This window comes from Frankia sp. AiPs1 (assembly GCF_023716945.1).
Lineage (GTDB): Bacteria > Actinomycetota > Actinomycetes > Frankiales > Frankiaceae > Frankia.
In genome coordinates, this window is sequence record NZ_JAMQQF010000517.1 from 1 (window position 1) to 4,265 (window position 4,265).

Below are 4,265 nucleotides of genomic sequence, written 5' to 3' on the forward strand. Positions count from 1 at the left end.
GCCGTGGGCGGTGCAGCCGGCCCACCGCGCGGCGGGCCACCCGAACCGCGCCGCGGGCGGCCTGCCAGAGCACGCGCTCGCCGAGCGCGAGCCAACCGGCGAGGACCAGCGCGGCGGTCAGGTGCAGGCCGAGCATCGCCGCACCGCCGGGCACCAGATCCACCGGCGAGGCCGCCGTGAGTGCCGCGTGGTTTCCCTCGCCGCCCAGGCCGCCCATGCCGGCGTGGCCGGCGGGGGCGGACAGCTCGAAGGCGACGTGCAGGCACCCCTGGATGGCGAGCACCAGGCCGACCAGCCGGGGCATCGCCACCCGGCGCTCCGACACGCCCCAGCAGACGCGCATCACCAGGATGATCCCCACCAGCGCGACCGTGACGGCCGGCGCCCTGCCGCACGCCAGGACGTGCGCGGCCACCGCCAACCCGACGGTCAGCAGCGACGCCACCGCGGTCCGGGTGATTCGTCCGCTGCGGGTTGCGGCCCATCCGGCCGGCGGGCGCGGTACGGCCCCCACGCCGGTGCCGGTCGCGGGGTCCGCGGGCGGCGGCATGGCCGGCGGAGCCCACGCCTTGCCCCGCGGACCGCCTTGACCCGTCACGGCAGCAAAGTCTAGTGCGGGAACGACCATGATCCGTCGCACTCGGAGCCGCTTCGCACCCGCCTCGTCACTCGGACGGCGCGACGGTCGATCGGCCGGGCGGTTCATCGGTCGAGCGGGCCGCCCGATGGTGGATTCGGGCGGGGCGGCCGTCGGCGGCCCGGATGGTCAGCCGGTGTTGCGAAGGCCGGCGGCGATGCCGTTGATCGTCAGTAGCAGCGCCCGGCGCAGCAGGGGATCGGCGCCATCCCCGGCGGCTCGGGCGCGTGCGAGCAAGGAAACCTGCAGGGCGTGCAGCGGGGCGAGGTAGGCGTCGCGGACCTCGAGGGTGTGGCGCAGCGTCGGGGCGTTCTCCAGCAGCTCGGCCTGGCCGGTGACCGCGAGAACCTCGGCGACCGTGCGGGCGTGTTCGGCGCGGATCGTCTCGAAGATCGAACCGCCGCCGCCGCTGTCGCTATCGCCGCCACTGCCGCTGCCGTGGCTGCCGCTGCCGTGGCTGTCGCCGTCGCCGATGAGAGTCGAGACGTACCGCTGGGCGATCGTGAGGTCCGACTTGGCCAGGGTCATCTGCACGTTGCCGAGGAAGGTCCGGAAGAAGTGCCACGACCGGTACATCTCGGCGAGGGTGTCGCCGGCCCCGGCGGCCCGGGCCGCGGCCAGGCCGGTGCCCACGCCGAACCAACCGGGCAGGATGATCCGCGACTGCGTCCAGCCGAACACCCAGGGGATCGCGCGCAGATCGGCGAGCCCGCCGGTTCCGCCGGGCCGCCGAGACGGCCGTGAGCCGATGTTGAGATTGCCGAGCTCCTCCACCGGGGTGGCGGCGAGGAAGAACGGCACGAGCGCCGGATCGCCGACGAACGCCTGGTAGGCGATTCGGGCCGAGTCCGCGACGGCCTGCATGGTCTCGTTCCACCCGGCGAGGACGGTCGGGCTCAGCCGCGAGGATCGGTGCAGGATCGACGCCTCGACCACGGCCGCCAGGGTGATCTCCAGGTTGTGCCGGGCGAGCTGGGGCAGCGTGTACTTGTCCGAGATCACCTCGCCCTGCTCGGTGACCTTGATCGAGCCGTCCAGCGTGCCGAACGGCTGCGCCATGATCGCCTCACCGCTCGGGCCACCGCCGCGGCCGACGGAGCCGCCGCGGCCGTGGAACAGCCGCAGCACGACGCCGTGGCGGCGGGCGACGTCACGCAGTTCCCGCTGGGCCTTGTGGATCTCCCACTGGGACGCGGTGATCCCCGCGTCCTTGGACGAGTCCGAGTAGCCGAGCATGACCTCCTGCACGTCGGCGCGGGCGCGCACCAGCGAGCGGTAGGAGGGGTCGGACAGCATGCCGTCGAGCAGCCCGCCGGCCGCCCGCAGCTCGGCCACCGTCTCGAACAGCGGGACGAACCCGATGCGGGCCCAGGCGGGGCGGTCGGCGAAGCCGAGCCCGACGAGGCCGGCCTCCCGAGCGAGCACGACCACGGCCAGGATGTCGTCGACGTCGCGGGTCATCGAGACGATGTAGCTCTCGATGACATCACCGCCGAAGCGGTCCAGCGCCTCCCGGACGGTGTGCATCAGCTCCAGAGTGCCCAGCACCGGCGGGGGCAGCGGCGGCGGCACGGCGCCGAGCAGCGGCCGGCGCCGGGCCAGCTCCGCGGACAGCAGCGTGCGCCGCTCGGGCCGGTCGAGCTGGGCGTAGGGAACGTCGAGCTCGCCGACCTGGTCATACACCGCGGCCAGGGCCGCATGGTGCTTGTCGGCATGCTCGCGGATGTCGAGGGTGGCCAACGACAGCCCCATCGCACGCGCGGTGCGGATGACGCGCAGCAGCGGGCCGTCCGCGACGAGCGATCCGTCGCCGGCGGCGAGCGAGGTGCGCATCACCGCCAGGTCGTCGAGCACCTCGGCGACGCCGCCGTAGTCCCGTCCGGGCACGTGCGGCGCGCCGGCGGCCAGCCGATCCCGGGTGCCGGCGAGCCGCGCCAGGATGTAGCTGCACTTGAGCCGGTAGGGCTCCTCGGCGTTGAGCCGGATGTAGCGGTCGTGGACCTCGGGCAGCGCCTGGCGATCCGCGACCAGCGAGGACAGCAGTTCGTCGCCGACCCCCACCACCCGGGTCGACGCCGTCAGCTCCTTGATGAGCTGTTCGACCTGGGAGGTCAGCAGCCGAATGCCGAACTCGTGCTGGAGGGTGAGCACCTCCAGGCTGACCGCGGGGGTCACGTTCGGGTTGCCGTCGCGGTCGCCGCCCGCCCAGGAGCCGAATCGCAGCGGGTGCGCCCCGGCCGGCAGCGTGAGCCCCACCCGGGCGAGCGCCAGGTCGAGCTCCTCCAACAGGTCGGGCAGCACCTCGGTGGCGATCAGCTCCAGGTAGTAGGCCGCCGAGCGGGCCTCGTCCGCCGGCTTCGGTCGCTCCACCCGCAGCTCGTCGGTCTGCCACAGCACGTCGACCATCTCGGCGAGGCGCCGCTGGGTGCGGTCCCGGTCGGCGGTCGGTGCCGCGCCGTCCAGGCTGTCCGCGTCGAGCAGGTCGGCGATGCGGCGCAGCGTGTCGAGCACTGAGCGGCGGCTGGCCTCGGTCGGATGGGCGGTGAAGACCGGGCGAAGCTCCAGGCGCCGCGCGATCGACTCGGCCAGTGACCGGTCGAGGGTGCCGGCGTCGAGCGCGGCGGCCATCCGGTCGAAGGTCTCCGCCAGCGGGCCCTTCGCCCGGTCGGACAGCTCCCGGGACCGGTGCAGCTGCTCGGTGATGTTGGCGAGCTGGAAGTAGGCGGTGAAGGCGCGGGCGAGCACGATGGCCGTCTGGTCGTCCACGGTGGCGAGCAGCCGACCGAGTTCGACGCCGTTGTCGGGCCGTCGGGCGAGCGCGCGGACCTGCTCGACGAGTTCGAGCGTCGCCGCGCCCTCGTGCCGGGTCAGGGCCTGACCGAGTAGATCCCCGAGACGGCGGACCCCCGCCCGAACGGCCGCATGGCGGGCGTCGGAGGAGACCCCGCCGGCGAAGGCGCCGGGATCCGGGGGCAGCTCGTCGAGGGCCGTACTCGCGATCCGCTCGGTCGTCACGCCGCCTCCGGTGGTTCGACTGGGTTCGACTGGGGTCTGCCTGGGGTCGACTGGGTCTGCCTGGGGTCTGCCTGGGTCCGTCGAGATACGAGAGGCGGCGACCGCGATGTCGCCGGGCCGACGAGACGGTTCTGCGCCGACGCGGCCCAGTCTGCCGACTCGCCCGCGCCTTGCCTATGGGCGAGATGGCGGGAGAGAGATAAATCGTCTCCCGCATGTTCCGCCCGCCCTTGCCGAGCCGGCGCCTGCGCTCGCAAACCGCCGGTGACCTGCGCGATCAGCCGATGAGGACGATCATCGGGGGGGCTGCGAGGACGGCTGCGGCGGCCAGGTAGGCCCCGGCGGGCAGCCACCAACGGACCCCTGGCGGGTCGAGCAGCCGGGCGATGCGCGAGATGACCGGATTGGCCGTCCCGAGTCGGAGGCCGGGACTGTCCGCCGCCGCGGCGGCGGAGCCGGTTCCCGGTCCGGCTGTCGGTCCGGCTGTCGGGCCGCCGCCGAACCGGATCGCCGCCCGGGCCGCCGTGGCCGGCAGGGGATCCTCGGCGCCGAGGGCGGGCAGCACGACGGCCGGGTGCCCGGTGATGCTGAGCGCCCCCGCGGGGGCCGGGGC

General features: G+C 74.2%; 2 protein-coding genes and 1 pseudogene. All 3 read right to left on the minus strand.

All coding sequences use genetic code 11. From position 1 onward, the window contains the following. A partial coding sequence (locus tag ND748_RS26455) for a hypothetical protein (protein WP_251748903.1) occupies positions 1-445 on the minus strand: 445 nt, incomplete at its 3' end. A 321-nt stretch (positions 446-766) separates the two neighbouring features. After that, entirely contained in the window at positions 767-3,652 is a 2,886-nt protein-coding gene (gene ppc, locus ND748_RS26460; protein ID WP_251748905.1) for a phosphoenolpyruvate carboxylase, read from the minus strand. 277 nt (positions 3,653-3,929) lie between these two features. Then, positions 3,930-4,265 (minus strand): annotated as a pseudogene (locus tag ND748_RS26465) (M56 family peptidase); the annotation flags it as partial.